This window comes from Pseudomonas sp. PGPPP1, from assembly GCF_002255865.1.
Classification (GTDB): Bacteria; Pseudomonadota; Gammaproteobacteria; order Pseudomonadales; family Pseudomonadaceae; genus Aquipseudomonas; species Aquipseudomonas cremoris.
Window position 1 is genome coordinate 1 of sequence record NZ_NKIG01000107.1, and the last position, 695, is coordinate 695.

The 695-nt window shown below is 53.5% G+C and carries 2 protein-coding genes; one reads left to right on the plus strand and one right to left on the minus strand.

Annotation, left to right across the window (positions count from 1 at the left end; translation table 11 throughout):
* Positions 1-365: alpha/beta hydrolase fold domain-containing protein (locus CFE47_RS31385; protein WP_286843086.1), on the minus strand; the 365-nt coding region annotated here is incomplete at its 3' end.
* A 121-nt stretch (positions 366-486) separates the two neighbouring features.
* On the opposite strand from CFE47_RS31385, the gene CFE47_RS31390 reads away from it, so the two are divergent.
* A partial coding sequence (locus CFE47_RS31390; RefSeq protein ID WP_286843088.1) for a LysR family transcriptional regulator occupies positions 487-695 on the plus strand: 209 nt, incomplete at its 3' end.

A 695-nucleotide genomic window follows, 5' to 3' on the forward strand; every position in this document is an offset into this window, starting at 1 on the left:
AACTTGTGCTCAGGAGCGAGGCGGTAGTCCGGCATGTACACACGAGCACCGAGCATTTTCGCGTAGTTGCCGCCGATACCGTGGTAGCCGTCTGGACGTCCTACAATGTAGGCGCCGCCGTGGATGTACATCACGACCGCGTCGGTTTTGATCTCGTCCGGAGTAACCAGTGTGCCGGGTACGCCACCCATGTCGACTGCTTCGAATTTAACGCCAGCTGGCGCTGGATTTTGCGCGAGCATTTTTGCGTAAGAGTCGCGGATGTCGCTCATTTTTGTGGTGGTATCGATTCCCTTAAGAACGGGTACCAGATCGCTAAGGCTGTTGGCCCAGGTTTGGACGGCTGCTTGGACTTTAGTGTTCATAATGACCTCAATTGATCTTTGGGAGTGGATTAGCTAATTGAGATACTATGCTTAGTATTGGGGAATAGGGTTCCCCATAACAGGTGCTAAGCCGCCCGAACGTTGAGACCACCGAGGCCGTATGGAACTCCATAACCTGAATGATATTGCCGCGTTTGTGAGCTCGGTAAACGCTGGAAGCTTCACTGCGGCGGCAAAACAGCTTGGCCTTACGCGCTCTGCAGTGGGGAAGTCGATAGTCAGGCTCGAGGCTCGTTTACAGGTACGTTTACTGAATCGCACTACGCGCAGTTTAAGCATGACGGATGACGGCCAGGTTCTGTATGAGCG